Origin of the sequence: Halostella pelagica, assembly GCF_004762015.1 — an archaeon.
Taxonomy (GTDB): domain Archaea; phylum Halobacteriota; class Halobacteria; order Halobacteriales; family Natronoarchaeaceae; genus Halostella; species Halostella pelagica.
On the sequence record NZ_SJES01000010.1, the window covers coordinates 16,796 to 38,736 of the forward strand.

The 21,941-nt window shown below is 61.0% G+C and carries 26 protein-coding genes and 4 pseudogenes; 15 read left to right on the forward strand and 15 right to left on the reverse strand.

What is annotated here, in order from left to right; genetic code table 11:
* Positions 1–82: 82 nt before the first annotated feature.
* Positions 83–928: a universal stress protein gene (locus EYW42_RS17890; RefSeq protein WP_135536819.1), complete on the forward strand. Its 846-nt coding sequence runs from the start codon at positions 83–85 to the stop codon at positions 926–928.
* A gap of 162 nt (positions 929–1,090) precedes the next feature.
* Here the strand turns inward: EYW42_RS17890 and EYW42_RS17895 are convergent, their stop codons facing one another.
* Genes EYW42_RS17895 through EYW42_RS17910 form a run of 4 tightly spaced genes read right to left on the reverse strand, consistent with a single transcriptional unit; the run spans position 1,091 to position 4,490 of the window.
* Entirely contained in the window at positions 1,091–2,266 is a 1,176-nt protein-coding gene (locus tag EYW42_RS17895) for an inorganic phosphate transporter (RefSeq protein WP_135536820.1), read from the reverse strand.
* A 9-nt stretch (positions 2,267–2,275) separates the two neighbouring features.
* A complete protein-coding gene (locus tag EYW42_RS17900) occupies positions 2,276–2,734 on the reverse strand; it encodes a YeeE/YedE family protein (RefSeq protein ID WP_135536821.1) in 459 nt (152 codons plus the stop codon).
* Entirely contained in the window at positions 2,731–3,288 is a 558-nt protein-coding gene (locus tag EYW42_RS17905) for a YeeE/YedE family protein (RefSeq protein WP_135536822.1), read from the reverse strand. The genes EYW42_RS17900 and EYW42_RS17905 overlap by 4 nt, the downstream gene beginning before the upstream one ends.
* An 8-nt stretch (positions 3,289–3,296) precedes the next feature.
* The gene (locus tag EYW42_RS17910) at positions 3,297–4,490 is read right to left on the reverse strand and encodes an MBL fold metallo-hydrolase (RefSeq protein WP_135536823.1); all 1,194 of its coding nucleotides are present in this window, start codon (positions 4,488–4,490) and stop codon (positions 3,297–3,299) included.
* Between the two features lie 249 nt (positions 4,491–4,739).
* On the opposite strand from EYW42_RS17910, the gene EYW42_RS17915 reads away from it, so the two are divergent.
* The 3 genes from EYW42_RS17915 to EYW42_RS17925 are packed head-to-tail and all read left to right on the forward strand — an operon-like array spanning position 4,740 to position 5,788.
* Positions 4,740–4,985, forward strand: coding sequence for a sulfurtransferase TusA family protein (locus EYW42_RS17915; protein ID WP_135536824.1), 246 nt, complete (start codon positions 4,740–4,742; stop codon positions 4,983–4,985).
* 2 nt (positions 4,986–4,987) lie between these two features.
* The gene (locus tag EYW42_RS17920; RefSeq protein WP_135536825.1) at positions 4,988–5,560 is read left to right on the forward strand and encodes a DsrE/DsrF/DrsH-like family protein; all 573 of its coding nucleotides are present in this window, start codon (positions 4,988–4,990) and stop codon (positions 5,558–5,560) included.
* A gap of 6 nt (positions 5,561–5,566) precedes the next feature.
* A complete protein-coding gene (locus EYW42_RS17925) occupies positions 5,567–5,788 on the forward strand; it encodes a HalOD1 output domain-containing protein (protein WP_135536826.1) in 222 nt (73 codons plus the stop codon).
* Between the two features lie 124 nt (positions 5,789–5,912).
* On the opposite strand, the gene EYW42_RS17930 is transcribed toward EYW42_RS17925, so the two are convergent.
* The 9 genes and pseudogenes from EYW42_RS17930 to EYW42_RS17970 all read right to left on the reverse strand — a co-directional run bounded on the left by EYW42_RS17930 (position 5,913) and on the right by EYW42_RS17970 (position 12,838).
* Positions 5,913–7,031 (reverse strand): aminotransferase class V-fold PLP-dependent enzyme, encoded by a 1,119-nt coding sequence (locus tag EYW42_RS17930; protein WP_135536827.1) that lies wholly within the window; start codon positions 7,029–7,031, stop codon positions 5,913–5,915.
* Positions 7,032–7,046: 15 nt separating this feature from the next.
* Positions 7,047–7,385 (reverse strand): thioredoxin family protein, encoded by a 339-nt coding sequence (locus EYW42_RS17935; RefSeq protein ID WP_202613961.1) that lies wholly within the window; start codon positions 7,383–7,385, stop codon positions 7,047–7,049.
* Between the two features lie 64 nt (positions 7,386–7,449).
* Positions 7,450–7,900: pseudogene (locus EYW42_RS20610) on the reverse strand (DUF1641 domain-containing protein).
* Between the two features lie 2 nt (positions 7,901–7,902).
* Positions 7,903–8,181 (reverse strand): annotated as a pseudogene (locus EYW42_RS17945) (NAD(P)/FAD-dependent oxidoreductase); the annotation flags it as partial.
* Positions 8,182–8,327: 146 nt separating this feature from the next.
* Positions 8,328–8,921: a class I SAM-dependent methyltransferase gene (locus EYW42_RS17950; RefSeq protein WP_135536828.1), complete on the reverse strand. Its 594-nt coding sequence runs from the start codon at positions 8,919–8,921 to the stop codon at positions 8,328–8,330.
* 2 nt (positions 8,922–8,923) lie between these two features.
* Positions 8,924–9,148 carry a YgaP family membrane protein gene (locus EYW42_RS17955; protein WP_135536829.1) on the reverse strand — a complete coding sequence of 75 codons (225 nt, stop codon included), beginning with the start codon at positions 9,146–9,148 and terminating at the stop codon, positions 8,924–8,926.
* Between the two features lie 89 nt (positions 9,149–9,237).
* Positions 9,238–10,485, reverse strand: a complete 1,248-nt coding sequence (locus EYW42_RS17960) for a M20 family metallopeptidase (protein WP_135536830.1) — start codon at positions 10,483–10,485, stop codon at positions 9,238–9,240.
* Positions 10,482–11,834: an FAD-dependent oxidoreductase gene (locus EYW42_RS17965; protein WP_135536831.1), complete on the reverse strand. Its 1,353-nt coding sequence runs from the start codon at positions 11,832–11,834 to the stop codon at positions 10,482–10,484. Before EYW42_RS17965 ends, EYW42_RS17960 begins: the two co-directional genes overlap by 4 nt.
* Positions 11,835–12,070: 236 nt before the next feature.
* The gene (locus tag EYW42_RS17970; protein WP_135536832.1) at positions 12,071–12,838 is read right to left on the reverse strand and encodes an SDR family oxidoreductase; all 768 of its coding nucleotides are present in this window, start codon (positions 12,836–12,838) and stop codon (positions 12,071–12,073) included.
* A 150-nt stretch (positions 12,839–12,988) separates the two neighbouring features.
* Between EYW42_RS17970 and EYW42_RS20615 the strand changes: the two genes are divergently transcribed.
* Entirely contained in the window at positions 12,989–13,108 is a 120-nt protein-coding gene (locus EYW42_RS20615) for a universal stress protein (protein WP_135536833.1), read from the forward strand.
* Positions 13,109–13,181: 73 nt separating this feature from the next.
* Here the strand turns inward: EYW42_RS20615 and EYW42_RS20620 are convergent, their stop codons facing one another.
* The gene (locus tag EYW42_RS20620) at positions 13,182–13,631 is read right to left on the reverse strand and encodes a pyridoxamine 5'-phosphate oxidase family protein (RefSeq protein WP_135536834.1); all 450 of its coding nucleotides are present in this window, start codon (positions 13,629–13,631) and stop codon (positions 13,182–13,184) included.
* Between the two features lie 105 nt (positions 13,632–13,736).
* Between EYW42_RS20620 and EYW42_RS20625 the strand changes: the two are divergent.
* The 7 genes and pseudogenes from EYW42_RS20625 to EYW42_RS18015 form a co-directional block, all read left to right on the forward strand.
* A pseudogene (locus EYW42_RS20625) lies at positions 13,737–14,566 on the forward strand (MBL fold metallo-hydrolase); the annotation flags it as partial.
* 20 nt (positions 14,567–14,586) lie between these two features.
* A complete protein-coding gene (locus EYW42_RS17990) occupies positions 14,587–15,852 on the forward strand; it encodes an MFS transporter (protein ID WP_135536835.1) in 1,266 nt (421 codons plus the stop codon).
* Positions 15,853–15,921: 69 nt separating this feature from the next.
* On the forward strand, positions 15,922–16,665 hold the full coding sequence (locus EYW42_RS17995; RefSeq protein ID WP_135536836.1) for a DsbA family protein: 744 nt from the start codon (positions 15,922–15,924) through the stop codon (positions 16,663–16,665).
* A gap of 25 nt (positions 16,666–16,690) precedes the next feature.
* Positions 16,691–17,224: a hypothetical protein gene (locus tag EYW42_RS18000; protein WP_135536837.1), complete on the forward strand. Its 534-nt coding sequence runs from the start codon at positions 16,691–16,693 to the stop codon at positions 17,222–17,224.
* An 89-nt stretch (positions 17,225–17,313) separates the two neighbouring features.
* Positions 17,314–17,511, forward strand: a complete 198-nt coding sequence (locus EYW42_RS20015) for a hypothetical protein (RefSeq protein WP_135536838.1) — start codon at positions 17,314–17,316, stop codon at positions 17,509–17,511.
* A gap of 23 nt (positions 17,512–17,534) precedes the next feature.
* Complete coding sequence (locus tag EYW42_RS18010; protein ID WP_135536839.1) at positions 17,535–17,756, forward strand: DUF7389 domain-containing protein; 222 nt, start codon at positions 17,535–17,537, stop codon at positions 17,754–17,756.
* A 196-nt stretch (positions 17,757–17,952) separates the two neighbouring features.
* Positions 17,953–18,498: an HD domain-containing protein gene (locus EYW42_RS18015; protein ID WP_135536840.1), complete on the forward strand. Its 546-nt coding sequence runs from the start codon at positions 17,953–17,955 to the stop codon at positions 18,496–18,498.
* Positions 18,499–18,791: 293 nt separating this feature from the next.
* Here the strand turns inward: EYW42_RS18015 and EYW42_RS18020 are convergent, their stop codons facing one another.
* Entirely contained in the window at positions 18,792–19,187 is a 396-nt protein-coding gene (locus EYW42_RS18020) for a CopG family ribbon-helix-helix protein (RefSeq protein WP_135536841.1), read from the reverse strand.
* 108 nt (positions 19,188–19,295) lie between these two features.
* Between EYW42_RS18020 and EYW42_RS18025 the strand changes: the two genes are divergently transcribed.
* From EYW42_RS18025 to EYW42_RS18035, 3 genes and pseudogenes are all read left to right on the forward strand, one after another.
* Positions 19,296–20,111: a hypothetical protein gene (locus EYW42_RS18025; protein ID WP_135536842.1), complete on the forward strand. Its 816-nt coding sequence runs from the start codon at positions 19,296–19,298 to the stop codon at positions 20,109–20,111.
* Between the two features lie 17 nt (positions 20,112–20,128).
* Positions 20,129–20,328: pseudogene (locus EYW42_RS20225) on the forward strand (hypothetical protein).
* Between the two features lie 152 nt (positions 20,329–20,480).
* On the forward strand, positions 20,481–21,896 hold the full coding sequence (locus EYW42_RS18035) for an ATP-binding protein (RefSeq protein ID WP_135536843.1): 1,416 nt from the start codon (positions 20,481–20,483) through the stop codon (positions 21,894–21,896).
* The last annotated feature ends 45 nt before the right edge of the window (positions 21,897–21,941 follow it).

Here is a 21,941-nt window from a genome sequence, read left to right on the forward strand (position 1 = left end):
CTGCTCAGCGGAGATGCCGTTGTCGACTAATCCTACAAAGCCGAACAAAACAATATTGTGGACACTCGACAAAAGTGTCGCTATGAGGGCCCTGTGCGCGACCGACCTGTCGGCTGCAAGTGAGGCCGCAATAGAGAACGAAACCTGTCTCGAGTGCTTGGGCCGTATTGGCGTCGATACGATCCACCTCGTGACGGTCGTTCCGGCGAACGTCCACTCCGGAATGCCCGGCGTGAATTTCGAGGAGCAACGTCGACGAGCACTCGACCAGTATCAGACGGTGATCGAGGCCGCCGGATTCGACGTCGAGACCCACGTCGTCCGTGGAACCCCCTATCGCCGTATCAACGGCATCGCTGAAACCGTCCACGCTGACCTCGCGGTCGTCAGCTCTCGGGGCCAGAGCCCGCTCGAGAACCGGATCATCGGCTCGACCGCCCGCAACCTCGCGCGGACGACTGTCGTTCCGTTGTTGGTCAACCGCGTCGAGCGGGGGACCGACGACCCCAACGTTCTCCGGGAACACCTCTTTCAGCGTGTTCTCTTCGCGACGGACTTTTCTGAGAACGCCAACCGAGCGTTCGACGCCTTCTCGTACCTCCGTCACGCGACCGAGGAGGCAACACTCGTTCACGTTCGGTCGCCAAAAGACGAGGGCGCCGACGCCGATGGCGGCCCACGGGAACGACTGGCCGAGCGGGCGAGCACGCTCGAAAACTGGGGTATCGAGACGCGGATCGAGGTCCGGCAAGGCGATCCAGCCAACGAAATCCTCGCCGTCGAAGCAGAGGTAACGCCGTCGACGGTCCTCGTCGGATCGAAAGGGAGAAGCCGTATCCGGCGGCTCCTGTTGGGCAGCGTTTCGGAGGAGATCGTCGCACAGGCGACGGGAAACGTCTTCCTCGTTCCGCCACCCCGGGCAGTCTGAGAGGGACAGCACCAGAGCTGCGATATCGTTGGGCGTTGGCAGCCCATGCTAGCTCTTAGGTCGCATGGGAGTCCCACGAGACAGGGCTCCCACGGAGCATTCAGTCTTCGAGTTCAGTTGTCGTAGTCATTGGTGCTTGCGCTCAGCAGATTCAGTTGTGGGTTACAGTAGGAGGAACGCGGCTCCGTACGCGAGCGCGAACGAGAGAAGGAACGATCCTGCCCACGCCCCGACTGTCAGGAGAATCTTTCTGGTATCCACAGCTTCCCGACCACCAACGGCGGCACCGCTTCCGATGATGGCGCTGACGACGATCTCGTTGAACGAGACCGGGACACCGAGCAGGACTGCCAGCTGTGCGATCAGGAACGACGGAACGAGCGCCGAGATGGAGCGCCGCGGCCCGAGCGACGAGTAGTCCTGCGCGAGCGATTTAATCATCCGCGGCGCGCCCGTCCAAGAGCCGACGAGCATTCCGAGGCCGCCGCCGACGAGCACGGCGAGCGTCGACACCATCCCCACCTCGTCGAGCAGTGGGAGCAGCGGCCCGACAGCGAGCCCGACCTGGCTGCCGCCCGCGGAGAACGCCACGAGCGACCCGAGCGCGAACAGCACGCGCCGCAGGCCGCCGCGCTCGTCGCGACTAACGTCCCACCAGACGACGGCCGCGACCGCCAGTGCTGCGAAACCGGTAATCCCAAACGCCGACACGAATCCGTCGGCTGACAGCACTTGCTGTCCGAGGTCGCGGACAGTTCCTGCCGTGTTCCCCTCACCGAGGAAGCTGAACTGGACGTTCATGAGGACGGCCCCGACAAGGCCAGCGAGGACGGGGATGCTGTACCGTTCGGGGACGTCGGGACGCGGGAGGAGGCTCGCGATGGTGAACGCGATACCACCACCGACGAACGGCGTCAACACCCAGACGGCGGCGATTTGCCGGTACTTCGACCAGACCGGCGTCCCGCCAAGCGCGAGTCCGACGCCGATGACGGCACCGGTCACGGTGAACGCGGTCGCTATCGGGTAGCCGGTCGTGATGCCGACCGCCATCAGTCCCGCGCCCAACACGAGCACGAGGATGACGCCGGCGACCGGGAGACTGATACCGCCGATGAGGCCGCTCCCGATGGCTTCGGAGACGTTTCCGCCCTGCGTGACGGCGCCAGCGAACCCGAAGATGCCGACGACGAACGCCGCCCGCATCGTCGAGACTGCGTTCGCGCCGACGGCGGGCGCGAACGGCGTGGCGCCGCTGGACCCGGCACCGATGACCCAGGCCATGAAGAGGCTCGCGAGCGCTGCGCCGGCGAAGAGGGAGATGAGAGCGGGGTCCATAGACGTGGGTTAGTCTGTGCCCGTCGCGGCGGTGTCACGTGCCTGGCTGCGGCTCCGCCAGTACCCTTGGGCGTACGCGCCGACGAACATCCCCGCGAGCGCCCAAAGGATGGTGACGTTGCCGACACCGAGGCTGGCGTAGGCGGCGCCCGGACAGATGCCGGACAGCCCCCAGCCGACGCCGAAGACGGCGCCGCCGACCAGGACGTTCCGGTCGAACGGCTTCAGACGGCGTTCGTAGGGGTCGCCCGTGAGGGGGGCGCGGTCGAGGAGTCGCGGCATCACCGCGAAGGCGATGCCTGAGACGATTGCCGCCCCGAACATCACGAACGGGAGCCCGAGGTCCTCAAACTGGAGGAAGTTCAGCACCACTTCCGGTCGCGCCATGTGGCTGAACCCGAGCCCGAACCCGAACACGATGCCGCCGACGAAGATCAGCGGCTTGAACAGCGGGTGGCGGTCGCTCATGGGCTCACACCCAGCGCGGCGACGACCTGCGCGGTTCCGATTGCGACGGTCAGGAACGTTAACACGCCGACCAGCGACGTCTTCGACGCCGATCCGACGCCACAGACGCCGTGCCCTGACGTACAGCCCTTGCCGATTCGGGTGCCGATTCCGACCAGGATGCCGCCGACGAACAGCCGCCACGGCTGGACGTCGGTGATCCAGAGCGTCACGCCGCCGATATCGTACAGCTTGCCGGTCGTTCCGGGCTGGTACAGCGGGCTCGTGACCAGACCGGACTGGAACGTCGCCGCGAACGCCAGCCCGCCCAAGATGATGCCGGCTGTGAACACGAGCCGCCAGTCGCGCGAGCCGACGTACTGCTGGAAGCGAGATTGGTCCGAGGCGTACGACAGCGTCGACTCCAGGAACGTACTCGCCCCGGCTGGGATTCCCGTCCCGATGTAGATCAGGACGGTCCCGAGGCCGACGAGTAGCCCGCCAACGGCGTACCGACTGATCCCATTGGGGAACAGGTCGGCAGTCGCTTGGAGCAGTACTGGGTCAGTGACCATCGCCGTCGTTAGTCACCCGCGAGGGAGTCCTGGCTGGCTGCGCAGTTGTTCGGCCCGAGTTCCAGCGTGAACGCCTCCTCGTCGCCGACGGCGTTCTGGCCGAGGTTCGTCGCGATGATGTCCTCGTAGTTGGCCGGCCGCGGCGGCATGTCCGAGAGGATCAGGTCGACGAACTCGTCCTCGTCCATCGTGAGCGCGTCCATCTCCGCGACGAGTTCGCCGACGGGTGCGGTGTAGGTGCCGTCGTCGGCCGGCTCCGCAGCGTCGCTGAAGTGAGCGCCACCGACGAGCGTGTCGTCGGGCAGCGTCAGCACGCGCTCTTGCAGGGACTCGTAGAGCATGCTGGCTGCCTCGGGCGCGCCCTCGTCGCCTTCCTCGAGGTCGGGTCGGGCGACGCTCTCGACGAACAGCCCGTCGCCGGTCGCGAGCAGGCTGTCGTCGACGAGGTACGAGGTCATCCCAGTCGTGTGCCCCGGCGTGTAGACTGCTTCGATGGTGGCGTCGCCGACCTGGAAGGTGTCGCCGTCCGCGGCCGTGGTCAGTTCGTCAGCGTAGGTGACACCGCGGTCGACAGCGGCCTCAGGGATGATACCCTCGACGTCCTCGTCGTCGAGGTCGCGGACGCCAGAGATGTGGTCGGCGTGGACGTGCGTGTCGAGAGCGTACTTCAGGCCGACACCGAGATCGTCAGCGTCGTCGAGGTACCGGTCGGTAAACGCCCGCAGCGGGTCGATGATCGCCGCCTCGCCATCATCGTACAGCAGGTAACCGAGACAGCCCGAGGAGGGCCGCTGGTACTGCAGCAGCGTGCCGGCGCCGTCGTAGCGCTCGACCTCGACGGCCTCATAGATGCTGGCCCAGCCGTTCATGCCGTCCTCGAGATGGTTCACGTCGTAGCCATGCTCGGCGAGCGTGCCAGCGACGAACTCGCTGGCGCCGCCCTTCGCACACAGGACAGTCACTTCGCGGTCGTCGGGGACCTTGGCGAGGACGTCCTCGTCGATGTCGTCCTCAAGGAACTCGAAGTACGGGACGTTGATCGACGTGACGTTCTCGCCGTCGATGTGCCACTCCTCGTAGTCCGATTGCATACGCGCGTCGAGGAGCAAGACGTCCTCGCCGGCGTCGATACGGTCTTTCAGCGTTTCCGGGTCGACGGATTCCACGTCGACGTCCGGAGTCGGGAAGTCGTCGGCGTTCATGTTGTGCAGTCGCTTCTACCGGGTAGACGCACAAAAGCATTTGCATAGTAGTTCCTTCTACGAACAATACTATTATGGGTGCCTCTGCACCGTAACGGAATTACACCGTCTGAATAGGTCATAAATCCAGTTCAACGCCTGAATTAGGACTAGTAGTAGTTGGTAGTATCCACAAAGATCGACAACCTTTTACTCGGGTAGGAGGTATTGTGCGGTAGCTCCAATACAGACTCACGGAGCAGATAACCAATGAGTGCTGAATTCGACATCACGGAGACGCTCGACGTGAAAGGCGCATCGTGTCCCATGCCAGTTGTGAAGACGAAGTCCGCCATCGACGACCTCGCGGAAGGTGAGATCCTCGAAGTGCTGGCGACCGACCCCGGAAGCATGAGCGACATCGACGGCTGGGCGTCCGGCACCGAGGGCGTCGAACTTGTCGACCAAGAGGAAGGCGACGACGTGTACAAACACTACGTCCGCAAGACGGAGTAACGATGAGTACGGACACACCCGACGCGTCGGCCGACGACGCGCCCTCGCGTGCGGAACTGGCCGCGCGCGTCGACGAACTCGAGGACGCGCTCGCCGAGGCCACCGACGACGACGGCCCCAAGAAGATGAGCATCATCGCGACGAAAGGCACGCTCGACATGGCGTACCCGCCGCTCATCCTCGCCAGCACCGCGGCCGCATTCGGCTACGACGTGACCGTCTTCCACACCTTCTGGGGACTGGATATCCTCCACGAGGAGCGCTCGAAGAGCCTCAAGCTCAGCTCCATCGGCAACCCCAACATGCCCGTGCCGAACGCCGTCGCCGCGCTCCCGGGCATGGACCGCGTGACGACGAAGATGATGGAGCGAAAAATCGCGGACAACGACACCGCGACCATCGAGGAACTGCTGGAGACGAGCCTGGACATGGGCGTGGAGTTCCAGGCGTGCCAGATGACCATCGACCTGATGGACTACGATGAGGACGACTTCTATGACGGTGTCACCACGGGCGTCGGCGCGGCGACCGCCCTCCAAGACATGGCCGATGCCGACATCCAGCTCCTCGTCTAAACTCCAATGAACAAATTCGAGAACCTGATTCCCCAGATTGTCAATGCCGTCGCGGAGGAGGAGGGCGTCGAGCCGGTCACACTCGATCCGCCGCTAGCCGAGGTCGTCGATCCGGATGCAGTAGAAAGGGTGGTCGAGGATTCGACGGCGTCTGACCTCGAAGTTCGATTCGCGTATCGTGGTCACGACGTCGTCGTCGACGACAGCGGTCGCGTACAGGTCAACTGAAGCAGACAAAATTTCTCTCCGATAGCGCTATCCCGCCGACGGCCACGCCAGCAGCTCCGTCCGATTTCTACGAGTAGACTCTGAGAGACAATCGTAGCGAGAGAAGCGGAGAACGGTGGTCACGTCAGGTCCACTCCGGTTCCAGGGCATCCAGCAGCCGTTCAACCTCCTCACGGGTGTTGACCGCGTGGACCGACGCGCGGACGGCGTTCGGTTTCGGCAGAGCGCGAACGACGATTCCCTCTGACGCGAGTCGGTCGACCGTCGCTTCGGGGTCGTCCACGTCGATCGTCACGAGTCCCGACTCGGGATCTTCGGGGCTGAGAAGCCGCTCCTCGGGGATACCATCAATCAGCTGGCCGGCCAATTCCTGACTCCGGTCGGCGATACGCTTGACGCCGACCTCGTCGATCACCTCCATGGCCTCGGCCAGGGCGACGTGTGGAGCCGGGTTTGCTGATCCGACCTCGAAGCGCCGGGCACCGGCTGCGAACTCGTAGGGATCTGCAGTCGGCATTTCGACGCTTCGGTACCCAACTGTGGTGGGCTGGAGGGAGTCAGCGGCCTGGCCGTCGACGTAGAGGAAGCCGCCGCCCCACAGCCCCAGCAGCCACTTGTGTCCGGCCGCCGCGACGGCGTCCGCATCCCACTCACCAACGTCCATCGGGAGCTGTCCCGGCACCTGCACAGCGTCGACGAGCGCGAACGCGCCAGCCTCGTGAGCGATGTCAACGAGGTCGGCGACGGGCAACTGGGTGCCGTGGGTCCACGTCACTGCACTGAAACACGCCACCTGTGCGTCATCGACGGCCTCGGCGAAGGCATCGAGATCGACGCGGCCGTCCTCAGTCTCGACGACACGAACTTCGACGCCCTCCTGTTCCAAACGTTGCCACGGAAGCGTTCCTGCTGGGTGCTCGAGGTCGGTTCGAACGACGACGTCACCGGGCTCCCAGTCGATCGCGGTCGCGACGGCGTTGATGCCCGCCGTCGTGCTCTCCGTGAGCGCGATCTCGTCGGCGTCCGCACCAACAAAGGTGGCGACGCGCTCCCGCACGCGGTCATAGGTGTCGAACGCCACCTCGTAGGGGTCGTTTCGCGTGCTCGTCTCGAACTCGTGTGATCGTACGAACTCGTCGGCCGCCTCGACGACGTACTGCGGACTCGGCCCGTGAGCGCCGAAATTCAGGTAGACGTCCTCGTGCAGGGCGGGCGTGTCGGCGCGAAGGTCTCTCGAGTTCATCTCGTTCTCGGTGAGTTAGTCACTATACTCCGCGATCAGGTCGCGGAGTGTCTGCTCGTTCTGTCCGCCGCGGAGCTGTTTCACCGGTTGCCCGTCGACGAACAGGACGAACGTGGGCGTGCTCTGGGCACCGAATTCGATCGCCGTTTCGAGATTCGATTCGATGTCGATCGTTAGGATCGTCGCGTCAGTGTCTTCTGCGAGTGCTTCGAGAACCGGCTTCATTCGTTTGCAGGTGCCACACCACTCCGTGTAGAACTCCACGAGCGCGACGCTGCTGTCTTCGACGACTGTTTCAATGTCGTCATCGCCGAGCGAAACCACACCGTCCGTCTTTGTTGTCTGTGTTGCCATTACCAGACACTACGCATTGAATGTTTAATAGTCTTGGGACCACTATACAATATAAATGAGGCGGTCATTTTTCCGTCGGCCCAAGTGAGGAGAGAGCGAATCGGAGGCCGCTAGCAAGCGTTTCTCCGGCGATATGCTCACGACCGATCGCGCCGGCAAGCGCTAGCAGGTAGCCCAGCCCGTGCTTGACATCTTGATCACGTAATCCGCGAAGCAGGCCGACGGTCCGACCTGTTCGGGTGATGTCCGCTCCGCTTCACCGATACTCTCCAGCAGCGTCTCGATGCCATCACGGGTGTCGTCGTCGGATGCCGTCTGCGCGACCTCACCGAGTGCGGTACCGGTGCCGGCCAGCGACGTGACCATTTCGTCGTCGAGCGCGCTCTCGCCAAGCGAGAGCACATCCAGTAGTTCGTTGATGGCGTCGAGGTGCTGTCGAACTCGGCGACCGCCTCGGAGTTTCGTTCAATCGCCGCCTCCAACTCGAACGGCTCAGGGTTCTGCGGTTCAGACATGGTCAGAGCAATCCTCGTGCAGTCAGCCAGTAGGACTCGTTGTACGCCAGTTTCGACCAGTGGAGTTTCTCCGAAGGCGGCGCGGGCGACGGGGGATTCTCGTAGTCGAACTCGACGAACGACGCCGCATCCATTTCCGTTTCGATGAAGCACAGCGTCTTCCCGTCGTAGGTCGCCGTCGCCGGACGGCCGCGAATCTCGCTGGTGAGGCGCTGTCCGACGATGCCGGCCTAGTAATGGGCGACGCTGCCCGCATTGGGGACGCCGGTGTCGGTGGTGTCGTTATGCTCGATGTCAGTCATAGAGCTCACAGGCGGCAGTTAGAACTGTCTAATTATAGTATTGTATGTGAATTGCAAGATTGTAAAAATATGTGGATCGAGAATGGGCGACAAAGGAGTGATATTGAAATCGTAGAGTAGGGCGTTTACCGCTCGAATACTAGCGCGTAGTGGTACGGCGGCAACTCGACCTGCCGGTCGAGCGTGAACGGTGCGGCTGGAAGTACGGCATATTCAGTTTCTCTCGGCGTCATCCGAAGTTCCGTCGGGGGTCCCCGAGGTTCAGTCCCGACAGTCGTCGTTTCACGCGGGCGATCATGCCAGTTGACGATGACCAGGCTTCCGCCAGGTTCGATCACCCGGAACGCTTGCTCGACCAACCCCGACTGGTCGTCGACGCCGTGGAACGTGTTTGCCACGACGAGCGTGCTGACTGAGTCGGGGAGGACGCCAGTCAGGTTCCGGGCGTCACCGGGAATCGGAACCACGTTCTCGATGTCTTGCTGTTCGGCTAAGTCGTCGAGTTCATCGAGCAGTGACGCATCCAAGTCGATAGCGTAAACGGGCTCAGGGTCGACAATTCGAGCGGCTGGAAGCGCAAAGTAGCCGCTTCCACAGCCGACTTCGGCGACCGACTCGCCGGACTCGACGCCGAGTTCCCGGAGTGTCGCGCCGGGTGTCGGCCAGAGTTTGCTCCACCAGTCCCAGTCGGGCTGGCCGGTATTCTGGAAGCGTTCCATCCCTAGCGGGACCCCGACGTGTCCACTCCCAGCAGGCGGTACAGGAGACAGACTCGAACGAACCCAGTCCCGGCGAGAACGAGACCCAGCAGCGTCAGCACTGTGCCGACCACCGTCCCAACTCCAAGCAGCCCCGCGAGTGAGGCCACTCCGACAGCAGCCAAACCCAGCCCGATACCGATCCGGATTCGTCTGTCTGCCGCACCAATATTGTTCTTCATACCCACAAATACACTATACTAATGCCTAAGTCTTTCCCAATGGCTTCCTCTCACCGCCCAAGCAGTCTGGCACAAGCGCCAGCCTGGAGGCGTTACTAACCGAACTGGAACTGCCACTGTCCTGGTAGCTGAGCATAGACGACGGCGTTGTCGACGAGTACGTCTACCGGAACGTACTCATCCGGCGCGTGGACGGTGTCGGTTCCTAGCGCGAACTCGACGGTCGGGATGTCCGCATTCCGGAGTTTCTTGGCGTCACCACCACCCGTAGCGCTCCGCCTGAAGACGCGATCACCCGTGGCCTCCTCCGCGGTCGACGCGACGGCTTCGACGAGGGGGCTGGCGGGTGCTTCGGCGGTACCGACGCTCCAGGAGACGTCGGCTATCGTGATACCTTCGCAGTCGGCGACGCACTCCCGAATCTTCGCGAGCACATCGGGCGTGTGGACACCTGCGGTCAGTCGTACGTCAACTTCGGCGTGCGCAGACTGCGGGACAGTATTTATCGCATCCCCACCCTCGAGGACGCCGAGATTGATCGATGGGTACCAGAACAGCTCTCGAGCGGCGGCCTCACCCATAGAGGGGGCGTAGTATTCGACTGACTCCTCGACGATCGGTGCCACGTCGGCGTTGATCTCGAGTCGCTGGGTGCCAAACCGTTCGCGCATAGTCCCAATGGCGTCGTAGAGCCGGTCGATGGCGTTGACGCCGAGTACCGGCCGGGAGCCGTGGGCCCCCTCACCGCTGGCTTCGAGCGTCAGCCAAATGCTGCCCCGGTCCGCGATTGTGACGGAGTGGCGGCCTTCCTCGCAGGTCGGCTCGCCAATCACGCATGCGTCAGCGTCGAGCTTTCCAGCGTCAAGTAACGCTGGCAAGCCAGCGTCACCACCCACTTCCTCGTCGCTCACGAACGCGAATTGGAGGTCGACTGGTGGATCAGTGTCGGTGGCAGCGAAAGCCTGAATTGCGAACAGCATCGACGCCACGGCACCTTTCATGTCGGTTGCACCGCGTCCGTAGACGTGTTCATCGACGCGCTTGCCAAGTGGATCGTGGGACCAGGCATCTGCGTCGAAGGGGACCGTATCGAGGTGGCCATTATATAGCAGTGTGTGGTCAGACTCACCCGGTAGTCGAACGAGCAGATTCGGCTTTGCTGGATCGACTGCAAAACGCTCCACGTCGACCGGAAGCGGGTCAAGGAATTGGTCGATTGCGGCGACCATTTCACGCGTGTCGCCGGGCGGGTTCGACGTATCTATTGCGAGGAGGTCGAGGGTGAGCGCGACCAGTTCCTCTCGGTGTGCTCGCACGTACTCGGGTGGCGTAGCGTCGCTCATTCGCCCGCTATCTTCCCGTCGAGGACTTTCGCCGCCGTGAGTATCGGGTCCCAGACGGGGCTGAACGGTGGCGCGTACGCCAGGTCGGCGTTCCGAAGCTCGGTCACCGTCATACCGGCCGTGAGCGCCGTCGCGACCGTGTCGATACGCTTTGCGCCTTCCCGGCCGACGACGCTCCCGCCCAGCAGCCGGCCGGACTCCCGGTCGGCCAGCAGCGTGACGGTAAGTTCCGAACCACCGGGGTAGTAGTGGGCCCGCGTCGGTGCCGATATCGTGATCAGGACCGGGTCGAAGCCGGCATCCCGCGCCCGCTGCTCGTCGACGATTCCGGTTCGAGCGGCACCCAGGTCGAACGCCTTGACGATGGCCGTTCCGGCGATCTCGCCGACCGGCTCCGGCTCGCCGACGACAGTCTGGCCGATTGCGCGGCCGGCGCGGTTGGCGGTCAGCGCCAGCGGCACGTGGTCCGGCTCGCCGGTTACGACGTGGCGTGCCTCCGCGCAGTCGCCCGCGGCGTAGATGTTCTCGTAGTTCGTCCGACCGTACTCGTCGGTCGCGATGGCTCCGGTCTTGCCCAGTTCGATGCCGGCATCTTCCGCCAAGTCGGTGTTCGGTTCGACACCGACGCCGACGATGGCGACGTCGGCGGGATAGGACTCGTCGTCGAGCGTGACGCGCTCGACCCGGTCGGCACCCTCGAAGCCTGACACGGCAGTGTCGAGGTGTAGTTCAACTCCCTGCTCGCGGAGGTGGTCCTCGACGACCTCGGCCACCGCGACACCGAACGGTTGGAGGACGTGTGGCAGCATCTCGTAGAGGTGGACGTCGACACCGCGCGTGGACAGAGCTTCGGCCATCTCGATGCCGACGTACCCGCCGCCGACGATGGCTGCGGAGTCCGGCGAGTGTTCGGTGATGTAGTTCTCAATGGCGTCGGCCTCGTCCATGTCGTGGATCGTGAACACGCCGTCGAGGCCGAGCCCGTCGAACGGCGGTTCGATGGCGGTCGCACCCGTCGCGACGAGGAGGTGGTCGTAGGGCTGGTCGAGCGTCTCGCCGTCCCCCTCGACGGTGATGGTTTCGCCCTCGGGGTCGATGCCGACTACCTCGTGGCCGGTTCGGAGGTCGATATCGCGCTCCTCGCGGAACTCCTCGGGCGTCACGGCAACGAGAGCCTCCAGGTCCTCGACCTCGCCTTTGACGTGGTAAGGCATCCCGCAGGCAGCGTAGGATACCCACTCTCCCTTCTCGAAGACGACGACATCCAGCTCCGGGTCTTCGCGCTTGGCCTTACTTGCGGCGCTCATCCCCGCGGCGTCACCACCGACGACCACGAACGTGTCGCTCATATCTCAGAGTTGATGCGGTAGCGTCAAAAGTATTTTGTGGGATTCACAATATTGCTATATTCTCTCCGGTTGCTCAGAGCGATATTACTCGGAGAGAGAGAGTACACTTCACGCGTGAGAGCGGTGACCGCGTAGCCGATATCCGCTGGGTCGTTCGCGAGCACCTGGAGCGAGAACTGGGGTGATGAAGAATGAAACGCGAGTCACGGCCTCTTCATTCTCTCGTTAGAGCGGTTTTACCGCCAGCTGGTCCAGCCCCCGTCGACGACAAGTGACTCACCAGTCACGTAACTCGCCAGTTCACTCGCGAGAAATACTGCGGCCCCGCCGATCTCCTCGGGCTGTCCGTATCGTCCGAGAGGGATCTCCTCGAGCATTGCTTCGACCTGTTCCGGACTGATATCCTGATCGCCGGTGATTTTCGTCTCGATACTGCCCGGGTGGATAGCATTCACCCTGACCCCATCGTCAGCCAGCCTGTGTGCTAGCGAGTAGGTGAGCATAGTCAACCCACCCTTTGACGCAGAATAGGTCGGCCAGTTCCCGTTTCCGAAGAGGCCAGCGATGCTCGAGATGTTGATGATGGTTCCCCCGTCGTGTTCGACCATTCGTTGAGCGGCGATCTGGGAGCCGAAGTAGGCTCCTTCGAGATTGACAGTCATCAACTGTCCATAGTCCTCTTCGGTGACTTCGAGGAAGTCATCGGGGTGCCAGATCCCGGCGTTGTTGACCATTACGTCGATACCACCGAACTCGTCGGCGGTGTCTACTGCCGTTTCGAGGTCCGTTCTGTTCGTGACGTCACAGTTTACGAACGTCGACCGCGTGTCTGTCTCCTGTTCGATCTGTTCGTGCGTAGGGGTCCCCCCTTCCTTTGGCTCTTGTTGAATGTCTGCGACAATGATGGAGTGCGCCCCGTGGTTAGCGAACTCACGGGCGATGCCGCGGCCGATCCCTGAACTTCCGCCGGTTATGACGTCTGTCTGGCCGTCGAGTAACGCCATGTTGGAACACCGTAGTACAATTGGCGACGAGAGAGGTTAAATTCAGGCGGCCGGTTCCCGAGTACTCACATAAATTTCCTGTCTTCGGGGTTCTCCCGGGTCGAGAGTGACCGTTCACCGTCGTCGAGGGGTTCTATCCGTTTTGTCGTTATGAGGACTCGCGGTTGTGGTGGTCTCCCCCAACGTCTGCTGGGGAGCGTCACGAACTACGTCGTCACGCACGCTGCTGTCCCTGTTCACGTTGAACCAACAGCCGATCAAAAGACATGATTTCGTTGGACGAATGACGATTTATTGATTCAAGAGGACACCCTCCTGGGTGGAACGAAGTAGGCCAGGTAGGTCACATTGCAGTGCTAGACTCCTTTCTGGTGGTCATCTCGTCGGGGACAAGTCGATAGAACTCGAATGGAACGTCCTTCACGGGGCGACCGAAGATGTCCACGAGCGGGATATGGACCTGTCGAAGGCCTTCGAGCGAATCCGTTGCGACCGACGCTTCGGTGGTCTCTTTCAATTGCCCTTTGGCGATGACGCTCTGCCAGTTCTCGTCTTGTTGTCCGTAGACCACGAACGTAACGTGACTGCCGGCTACATCTCCCTTGTCACTATCGGGGCCGACGGCGAGCCTGAAGTAAAAGGTCGTATCGGACTTATCGTAGCCGTAGGAGACGGGGACGGAACGCGGCGATTCGTCGTCCGAACTTGGAAAGGAGATGACGCCGGTACCGCCGGTACCGAGGAACGCGTTGCGCTCTTCGGCGTCCATCGCTGTCGGTTCTGTATCACTCATGGTGGATACTACGAGGGACGTCGGGATAAGTTCCCCCCTGAAATAATACGGACCAGTGGATCTTCGACGTACAACTCGTTGCGTATTCGCCGAGAACGAAAAACCATCGATAACGGAATGAACGGCTGGGGTCGCGTCCACTGCCAGTACAACATCAACGCGGTCGACGGCGTCATCTAGATCGTCCGTCCCGGTACGGGCTGTATCTCCTATCTCGTTCACGGCGGCGGCGAAGCCATCGTCGTCGACCCGACACAGTACGTTGACTAGTACTTGAACGCCGCTGACGAGCGCGATCTCGAGATCATCGGCGTCGCTGACACGCACGCACACGCCGATCACGTCTCTGGAGCCCGGCGTCTCGCCGGCGACCTCGACGTTCCCTACTATCTCCACGGAGAGGACGCCGGTGAATTGGACCGCATGAGCGAGATCACGGACGGCGACACGATCCCGGTCGGCGACCGCGAACTCGACATCCGGAACACGCCCGGCCACACGCCAGGCAGTGTCTCCTTCGAGTATAGCGACGCCCTCCTTTCCGGGGATACGCTGTTCCTCCGAAGTGTCGGCCGTCCAGACCTCGAAGACAGTTCAGAGGCTGCCGTCGCGAGGCTGCGAGCCAACTGTTTGATAGCCTCGAGGATCTGATCGACCTCGACGGCGGGACGGTCGTCCTTCCCGAGCGCTTCAGCGACGAGGAGGTTCGACCGCTCGCGACGGAACTCGGCGATCTGAAGGCGGAGACGACCAACGAACTCCTCAGCTACGTCGAAGACGGCGACGAAGACGCATTCGTCGAAACCATCGTGGAGAGCCTCGCCGACGAACCCGCAAACTACAACGAGATCAAGCAGATCAATTGGGGCAAAGAACAGCCCGGCGAAGACGTTGAGTCGCTTGAACTCGGGCCGAACAACTGCGCGGCCAACTAACGACCGAGGACGTTTTCCCGATGGCGTACGCGCAGGGCATTCGACGGAATTGGCCGCAGTTTGCACTTCAACTACTCACTGTATTCGCGGTCGGGTTGACCATCGGAGCCGAGCGAAACGTTGTCCCCGTCCTGGGACGGGATGTACTCGGCGTCGAGTCGAGGCTGGTCATCGGATCGTTCGTGGTCAGCTTCGGCTTCGTCAAAGCGTTGCTCAACCTCTATGGCGGGAAATGGTCGGAGACCTACGGCCGTAAACCGATTCTCATCGCCGGATGGCTCGCCGCGCTCCCGATTCCCATCGTGCTTATCTACGCGCCGAATTGGTGGTGGGTGACCGCCGGAAACGTGCTCCTCGGTATTCACCAAGGATTGGCGTGGAGCATGAGCGTGAACGCGAAGATCGACCTCGCGGGTAGCGACACGCGGGGTTTCGCCGTCGGTCTCGACGAAGCCTTCGGCTACGGTGGCGTCGCGGTCGGCGCGTGGGTCACCGACATCATCGCCGCACAGTACGGCCTCCGTCCAGCGCCGTTCTACTTCCTCGCAGCCGTCATCGTGTTCGCACTCGTCGCCTCGATTCTCCTCGTCGAGGAGACACTCCCGTACGTGGAAGCAGAGGCCGAGGACGCAGACGCCGATCTGCCGTTCCGGTCGGTCCTGAAACGCGCGACGTGGGGCGATAGAACGCTGTTCGCCGCAGCGCAGGCAGGGAGCGTCGAAAAGTTCGTCGATGCACTCGTTTGGATCGCATACCCGCTCTACCTGACGAGCGTCGGTCTGTCGGTTGCCCAAGTGGGTGCCGTGGTCTGCGTCTACGGCAGCGTCTGGGGCATCCTACAGCTCTACACCGGGAAACTCGCGGACGACATCGGCCGGCGGCCACCCATTGCCGTGGGGATGTTCGTCGCCGGAGCAAGCGTGTTCGCGACGGTGCTGGCCGACGGCTACTCGGACTGGCTCCTGACCGCAGGCATCACAGGCGTCGGCATGGCGCTGCTCTACCCGAACCTCATCACGGTCGTCGGCGACGCTGCCCACCCATCATGGCGGGCAACCGGACTCGGCGTCTACCGGATGTGGCGCGATGCCGGCTACGGCTTCGGCGCCATCCTCATCGGCGTGACCGCCACCCTCATCTCGACGACCGCCGCGTTCTACGTCGTGGCCGCGGCGATGTTCGTCTCGGGCACCATCACGCTCGTCTGGATGCGAGAGACCCACCTCGAACTCAGGGCGAACGCGAGGGATGACCCGCAGGTGACGGCGCCGTCCCGCGACGGCTGAGCCGAGAAGGGACACGTCGGGTGATGACCAAAACATCCTTCAGACGACTACAGGTACTATTGTATACCAATGGATGAAGAGGACAAGAGCGTAACACGGCGAGCACTCCTTGCCGGTAGCGTGACACTCGCGTTCGGAGGCGGCGTCGCCTATCTGGCGACCGATTCAGGTGGCTCCGAGGATGACTACCGGCCCGCGTCGTTCTACACGAGCGATAAGACAACTGACTTCGGCAACGGCGTCGACCTCACCGGCCGGCCGATCGTTGGCGAGCGCGACGCGCCCCTCGACATCTACTACTGGACGGACTATCTCTGTCCGTTCTGTAAGGAGTTCGAGACGAAAACGCTCCCGGAGATCGGACGTAACTACCTCGACACCGGGGACGCTAGGCTCGTGATGCTTGGCTACCCTAACATCGGCGAGTACTCCGAACCAGCGGCTGTGTGGGGGCGCTGCGTCTGGGCGCAGGTCGCCGAGTCCGACCCGATGGCGTTCTGGAACTGGAACGGCGCCGCCTTCGATGCACAGGTAGCCGGCGGCAACGACTGGGCCGACGAGGAGACGTTCCGGGAGATCACCGAACAGACGTCAGGGGTCAACCTGGATAGCGTCGAGGAGTGCAGGGAGTCCCGGGGTGAGGCAATTCGGAGGAACCTCGACGCCGACGTCGATGTCGCACTCTCGGCCGGTATCCAGGGGACGCCCGGATTCGTCATCTATAACCGAGAGAGCGGTGCGGCCGGGAAGTTGATCGGCGCCCACCCGTACGAGAACTTCGCGGACGCACTCGACCAGGTGCGTGAAGCGTGACCGACCCACGAAACCGGGGACAACGATGAACGATCGACTATCCGACGTGCGTGCGTGGAGCCGTGACCTCCGCGACGCACTCGCGTACCCGCTCACGTCGAATCGGCGACTGCTGATGGCTGGAATAGCCACAAGTCTCACCTACGTCGTTCTGGTGTTGAGCACGTTCCCGCAGTTCTCGATGCAGGTGCTGTCGAGAGACGTCACCGATCTCGGGTTCGCCGTCGCGACGCTCACCCGAGAGACGTACCTGAGTACGGGGTGGCTCGGCCTCGGACTCGTCACCGCGTACGCGCTCCTGACCGGCGTTGCACTGGTCAGTACCGTCACACTCGTTCGACGTGCCCGCCGTCAGAGTGCGTCCACAATCGTCGGCATCATCCCCGGCCTGCTCGCCGCGGGCTGTGCGAGCTGTGGCGCGGGCGTCCTCGGCGCGCTCGGCTTCGTCAGTGCGATGGCGATGCTTCCTTTCGATGGGAACCTCCTCCGTCTCGGCGGTATCGTCCTGCTCGCATACTTCCTCGGGCAAACCGGTGACCCGCGAACCTGCACTATCTAACCATGCACAATATCACGCCACGGACCATGAATGCGTACGAACCGCGCAGAACAGCTCCTGGCGACAGACTAACGAGAGAGGTGTGAGTGATGAGCACGTTCCGAAGCCGATTGCTCAAGAGTGTGGGCGTTGCCGTCGGGGCTCTAGCTCAGTACACCGAGTTCAAGAATGAGATCGTGAGTCAACTGGACTGCACGGGTCCCGATCGGCGCTGGCGACTCACCGGCAGTGACATCGACGCCGCCCTTCGTGAACCGGCCGAGGAAGCGGTTGAATCGTCCAGCTGAGTAACAATCACCGAGAGCCATACATGTCCGAACACAAGCAGCCGTCATCAACGGAGTTCGTCGAGCACACTGACCTCGGTGTCTCGCTGACCGTGAAGCTCAAACGCGGAACCGGGACACGAGATGAAGATCAAGGCCAAGGTGAAAGCGAAGACGCCCGGGAAGACATGGAGACACTTCGAACAGACATCCATGTACTCGCCGAGGACACCCGCCAAATCCAACCCGAGGAGGAAGACAAGTAAGCAGTCTAGAAGGTGCCAGAGAACGATTTGCCAGGACATAAATTTCGACTCGTTTTGACTGGCTCATCTGTTCAGTATATGTGCGAATCTCACGAGGACAAAGAGTGAACCCGAGGTTGTCGGGTCGGTCAGCAAAGGTATTTCAGGCAGGTCGAGTCAAAATGAATTTATAGCGATCCGCTCTCTGAATATAACAATGAGAGATCCAACAGAAGATGAAGAGATCGAACGAGCTATTCAATATCTAGTGCATTCGTTCGAATCTTCGGGAGATAATCCGAAACCGGTGATACTCCACAGTACAAGAGTAGGAATGGATCTTTACGACAGAGATTACGAAAAGCACATCGTCATTTCTGGCTTTCTCCATGACCTATTAGAGGATACAGATGCGACTTCTGATGAGATTCGTTCGCAGTTCGGAAAAGACGTTGCAAATATCGTGGAAGCCACTAGTTTCGACGAGAATATTGACGACTATCTCGAAAAACACTACGATATCTATGAAAGATGCTTTGAACTGGGAAGAAGTGGGGTGGCTGTAAAAGCTGCGGATATCCTAGATAACAGTGATTACTACGGTTTGGGAGACTCGGAAGAACTACAAAAGAACCTGATCGAAAAAATGGAATATTTCATCGATAAATCTGAACCATATATCGGAGAGGAAGACATCTATCAGGAACTCAATGACAAGTTCCCCATTGTGAAGGAACGGGTGGAGAAAAGCATTGAAAGTTGATGTTTGGCTTAACTCCGGAATGTGTTCCGGCTGACAATCGAGTCAGGAGTGTTGAGTTGCTGTTCTGTACTGAGCGTTCAGCCTATTCGCCACACGACGCAAAACGAGGGTGCACGAACGACTCTCTGACATTCTCAGTCTGGCGTGGTTGATCTCCTTGAGCAGGTCAATCGTCATCCGCTAGGACGTGTCGAGATAAACCCGCAGACAATGCAGGGAAACGAGCGCGTAGTCGGCGGTAATGCCAGGCAATCGGACGTAGCGATACAGTCGTGAGAAGCATGTGCCGGCTGCTACGCCGTTTCGTCTCGAATGACCATAACCTTCACACGCCGGACGCCGTCGAAGTCCCGGAGTCGGTAGGTGAGGTCACGAACCCGCTCAGCTGATCCGCGACAGAAGAGCGACTCGAGACACCACTCCCCTTGGTGTGTGTGGCTCGTGTTGAGAATCACGTCTTGGTAGTCGTGTTGGACGGCGTGGAGTTCCTGGATAACGTTGTGGTGTCGATAATCGAATCCAACGAGTGCGACGATCTCGCCAGACGTGTTCTCGAGCCGAGAGTGGGCCTCGATATATTCGAGCATCGCCTCCCGAACGGCTCGGGAGCGATTCTCGAGTCCCTCGTCCTGCCAGACGCGATCGAACTCTGCGACGACCTCGTCAGGAATGTTGAAACTTGTTCGCATACGTTCTACCTCGCCGCCAGTCCACAATAGTCCCCCGACCCGTATGACGAATCCCCGGGTTCGGTATTAACAACCGTTATGCACCTCGTTAGTCGAGTATCTTCTACGATGTTACACGGTGAAGCGCTCGGGCTCCTAATCGGGGCAGTTCTCCTCGGTGCAGTCCACGGAATCGAGCCGGGCCACGGCTGGCCCGTGGCCGCATCGTATGCTCTCGATCAGACGAACAAGTGGGTCTACGGGTTTGCGGCGAGTTTCATTCTCGGCCTGGGCCACCTCATCAGTAGTATAGCGATGGTGGCGGTGTTTTTCTATGCGAAGGGATACTTCAATCTCACACAGGTCAACGAACCGATCCCGATCGATCTGTTCTTGACGACGATCTTCATTGGTGGGCCGGTTAGTCTCGTCGCTGGCGTGTTGCTGATCGCGCTCGGAATCCGCGAATACGTCCACGGTCACTCACACGGCACCCACGGTGAGGACCACGAACATAACCACGACCACGATCACGACCACTCGCACGAGCACGATCATTCGCATACCCACGGAGAAAGTGGCCTTCTCACCCGAGTGAAGGGCGTGGTTCCGTTCGTGGGAGGTCACTCTCATTCACCCGACGACGCAAATCAGGCTGCGGAACGTGGGCTCTTCGGCATCGCATGGTTCGCGTTCGTACTTGGGTTCGCCCACGAGGAAGAGTTCGAGATCATCGCGCTGTGTACCGGGTCGAACTACTGTCTCGAACTGATGAGTGCCTACGCAATCACCGTCATCATCGGCATCGTCGGGCTGACGATGCTGTTGATCACCGGCTATCAGCATTACGAAGAGAAACTCGAACGGTACACCCCGTACCTGCCGGCGTTCTCTGCGGCCGTACTCATCATTATGGGCCTCGGATTTATCATCGGATTGTTCTGACCGTTCCCGGTAAGAAGATCGCTATTCCGCAGGCAGACATTCAGTCTGCTCCCTCGAAACCACCAAACACCCAACTCATCAACGCTGGTATTGCGACGATTCACGACATGGAGACGCTCCGAGCCTGCGTCGCCTACGAGAACGCGAATCAGCAGTGCATCCAGATCCTCCACCCGCTTGAAAGCGGGCCAGCGAAATCCGCTCACAGGACGTCTGACGGAACATTCGGGGATGTCTGTCGGAGCCTTAGTAGATGAAGGATCGAATTAGAGATCCGTCGTATTAGGGAGTAGAATATTATAGTTCAGACTATTATAGTCTGGTTCCTAACTTCGGAGCACATATGTATCTCCCGCACGACCTGGAGGTATGGACCAGTTCGTCGATCGTATCGAGGAACTCGATCGGTTGCAGACCCTCTATGAGAGTGACACTGCAGAACTCGCAATCATCTATGGCCGCCGCCAGATCGGCAAGAGCGAACTCGTCCGCCGATCGATTGCCGACCGCGACGATGCCGTGTACTATCAGGCAGTCCAAGGAACAGCGACGACACAGCTCAGGCGGTTCGTCGAGGCCGCAGCGACGACCTATCCAGACATCACGGCCGTCAAAGAAGAGTGGGAACCGCTCTTAACGTACCTCACCGACAGAAACGCCGTCATCGTCATCGACGAATTCCCGTACCTCATCGAATCGAACGAGGGGCTTCCCTCGGTCATCCAACACCTGTGGGATACAGCTGTCGGCGAGAGTCAGGCAACAGTCGTACTCACAGGCTCTGCAATCGGCATGATTCATACCCACGTCCTCGATGGCGGTGCGCCACTCTACGGCCGGGTATCCCAGACACCGAATGGCCGCCTCGAACTCACCCAGTTGCCGTTTCGCTCCATCCAAGAGTTCGTGCCGACGTACGATCCCGAAGAACGGGTGTTCGTCTATGGCGTCTTCGGCGGCACACCCCGATATCTCAGCCCTCTCGATCCATCACAGAGCCTCGGAGCAAACATCACGCGGCTGCTGTGTGACCCGGATGGCCCACTCCACGATGAACCCGAAACCGTCCTCCAGATGGAACTCAACGAGGTGAACACGTATTTTTCGGTTCTGGAGTCGATAGCCAGCGGGAACCGCAGTCGAAACGAGATCGCTCAGGGAGCCGGCATCGAGAGCACCAACACGTCGTACTACTTCGACCGGCTAGACACCCTCCAGATCATCGAGAAACATTATCCGGCACTCGCCGATCCGGCGCGTAGCAAGCGGACTCGGTACCAGATTCGAGATCCCGTATTCCGGTTTTACTTCCGGTATCTCTACGGCCGCGGGGGACAGTACGAACTCTACGGCGAGAACGCCTACGCGGATCTCATCGAACCGGAATTGCCCGACTTCGTCAGTGAAACGTTCGAATCGCTCTGTCACCAGGCGGTGCCGGCGCTCTATGCAGACTACCAGCTCACACAGATGCCAAGCCAGTGGTGGTACAAGGGCCAGGAGGTAGATGTCGTCGCACCAACTGACGAGTCAACGCTGATCGCTGGCGAAGCGAAATTCACCAACACTCCCCTCGGCTATGACGTGCTCGCGGACCTCGAAGACGACGTGGAGCAAATCGATTGGACACCCACCGGAGGTGGTGAGCCGACGTATGAATTCGCCTTGTTCAGCCGCTCTGGGTTCAAACGCTCCGTCGAGGAAGCTGCAGGCGAGCGTGATGATCTCCGCCTATTCGATCTCTCCGATATCGTTGCTGTACTCGAGAGTAGAACCACCCATTAACGCCGGAGGGTAACAGCTGGGGATAGTTGTTCGCCCCCAAAGGGG

What these genes read in the sequence shown, in the direction of transcription:
- EYW42_RS17890 (WP_135536819.1), top strand. Translation starts at nt 83, where the DNA reads ATGAGGGCCCTGTGCGCGACCGACCTGTCGGCTGCAAGTGAGGCCGCA.
- EYW42_RS17925 (WP_135536826.1), top strand. Translation starts at nt 5,567, where the DNA reads ATGAACAAATTCGAGAACCTGATTCCCCAGATTGTCAATGCCGTCGCG.
- EYW42_RS17915 (WP_135536824.1), top strand. Translation starts at nt 4,740, where the DNA reads ATGAGTGCTGAATTCGACATCACGGAGACGCTCGACGTGAAAGGCGCA.
- EYW42_RS20620 (WP_135536834.1), bottom strand. Translation starts at nt 13,631, where the DNA reads ATGAGTGATACAGAACCGACAGCGATGGACGCCGAAGAGCGCAACGCG.
- EYW42_RS18015 (WP_135536840.1), top strand. Translation starts at nt 17,953, where the DNA reads ATGAGAGATCCAACAGAAGATGAAGAGATCGAACGAGCTATTCAATAT.
- EYW42_RS17990 (WP_135536835.1), top strand. Translation starts at nt 14,587, where the DNA reads ATGGCGTACGCGCAGGGCATTCGACGGAATTGGCCGCAGTTTGCACTT.
- EYW42_RS18025 (WP_135536842.1), top strand. Translation starts at nt 19,296, where the DNA reads ATGTTACACGGTGAAGCGCTCGGGCTCCTAATCGGGGCAGTTCTCCTC.
- EYW42_RS17905 (WP_135536822.1), bottom strand. Translation starts at nt 3,288, where the DNA reads ATGGTCACTGACCCAGTACTGCTCCAAGCGACTGCCGACCTGTTCCCC.
- EYW42_RS17930 (WP_135536827.1), bottom strand. Translation starts at nt 7,031, where the DNA reads ATGAACTCGAGAGACCTTCGCGCCGACACGCCCGCCCTGCACGAGGAC.
- EYW42_RS20015 (WP_135536838.1), top strand. Translation starts at nt 17,314, where the DNA reads ATGAGCACGTTCCGAAGCCGATTGCTCAAGAGTGTGGGCGTTGCCGTC.
- EYW42_RS20615 (WP_135536833.1), top strand. Translation starts at nt 12,989, where the DNA reads ATGAGGACTCGCGGTTGTGGTGGTCTCCCCCAACGTCTGCTGGGGAGC.
- EYW42_RS17920 (WP_135536825.1), top strand. Translation starts at nt 4,988, where the DNA reads ATGAGTACGGACACACCCGACGCGTCGGCCGACGACGCGCCCTCGCGT.
- EYW42_RS17995 (WP_135536836.1), top strand. Translation starts at nt 15,922, where the DNA reads ATGGATGAAGAGGACAAGAGCGTAACACGGCGAGCACTCCTTGCCGGT.
- EYW42_RS17950 (WP_135536828.1), bottom strand. Translation starts at nt 8,921, where the DNA reads ATGGAACGCTTCCAGAATACCGGCCAGCCCGACTGGGACTGGTGGAGC.
- EYW42_RS18000 (WP_135536837.1), top strand. Translation starts at nt 16,691, where the DNA reads ATGAACGATCGACTATCCGACGTGCGTGCGTGGAGCCGTGACCTCCGC.
- EYW42_RS17960 (WP_135536830.1), bottom strand. Translation starts at nt 10,485, where the DNA reads ATGAGCGACGCTACGCCACCCGAGTACGTGCGAGCACACCGAGAGGAA.
- EYW42_RS17900 (WP_135536821.1), bottom strand. Translation starts at nt 2,734, where the DNA reads ATGAGCGACCGCCACCCGCTGTTCAAGCCGCTGATCTTCGTCGGCGGC.
- EYW42_RS18010 (WP_135536839.1), top strand. Translation starts at nt 17,535, where the DNA reads ATGTCCGAACACAAGCAGCCGTCATCAACGGAGTTCGTCGAGCACACT.
- EYW42_RS18020 (WP_135536841.1), bottom strand. Translation starts at nt 19,187, where the DNA reads ATGCGAACAAGTTTCAACATTCCTGACGAGGTCGTCGCAGAGTTCGAT.
- EYW42_RS17935 (WP_202613961.1), bottom strand. Translation starts at nt 7,385, where the DNA reads ATGGCAACACAGACAACAAAGACGGACGGTGTGGTTTCGCTCGGCGAT.
- EYW42_RS17970 (WP_135536832.1), bottom strand. Translation starts at nt 12,838, where the DNA reads ATGGCGTTACTCGACGGCCAGACAGACGTCATAACCGGCGGAAGTTCA.
- EYW42_RS17895 (WP_135536820.1), bottom strand. Translation starts at nt 2,266, where the DNA reads ATGGACCCCGCTCTCATCTCCCTCTTCGCCGGCGCAGCGCTCGCGAGC.
- EYW42_RS18035 (WP_135536843.1), top strand. Translation starts at nt 20,481, where the DNA reads ATGGACCAGTTCGTCGATCGTATCGAGGAACTCGATCGGTTGCAGACC.
- EYW42_RS17910 (WP_135536823.1), bottom strand. Translation starts at nt 4,490, where the DNA reads ATGAACGCCGACGACTTCCCGACTCCGGACGTCGACGTGGAATCCGTC.
- EYW42_RS17965 (WP_135536831.1), bottom strand. Translation starts at nt 11,834, where the DNA reads ATGAGCGACACGTTCGTGGTCGTCGGTGGTGACGCCGCGGGGATGAGC.